Below are 446 nucleotides of genomic sequence, written 5' to 3' on the forward strand. Positions count from 1 at the left end.
TGTATGGGTCCACCACATATTGCAATTTTTACTCTCACGTAAAATATAGTCCACTGGCGTCATCAGTTCGAGTGATTTATGTGGCCTTTTGCTGTTATACAGCACCAGATATTCAGCCATTCTTTGATTAAACAAATTCAGGTCCTCAAAAAGCAACAATTCATTGAATTCAATAAATTGTTCTCTAAGTGTCCGGTTAAATCGCTCACAGGTCGCATTCATTTTCGGTGTGTACTGAAGTGGTTTACTGAATTTGACCACCTGAACAGAGGTGATATGCTCACCTCAGAACAACACAGGTGCCATAATGAAAAAAAGAAATTTCAGCGCAGAGTGGCTTTGTTGAATAAATCGAACTTTTGCTGAGTTGAAGGATCAGATCACGCATCTTCCCGACAACGCAGACCGTTCCGTGGCAAAGCAAAAGTTCAAAATCACCAACTGGC

At 40.8% G+C, this 446-nt stretch carries 1 protein-coding gene and 1 pseudogene; one reads left to right on the plus strand and one right to left on the minus strand.

Going from position 1 to position 446, the window contains the following annotated elements:
• Positions 1–234: pseudogene (locus tag ACLH1I_RS26640) on the minus strand (integrase core domain-containing protein); the annotation flags it as partial.
• 133 nt (positions 235–367) lie between these two features.
• On the opposite strand from ACLH1I_RS26640, the gene ACLH1I_RS26645 reads away from it, so the two are divergent.
• Positions 368–446 (plus strand): hypothetical protein (locus ACLH1I_RS26645; protein ID WP_223602338.1); only part of this gene is annotated, 79 nt, incomplete at its 3' end.

The organism is Klebsiella sp. 1SOBk10mer (assembly GCF_046602535.1).
In the GTDB taxonomy this organism is placed as follows: Bacteria; Pseudomonadota; Gammaproteobacteria; order Enterobacterales; family Enterobacteriaceae; genus Klebsiella; species Klebsiella quasipneumoniae.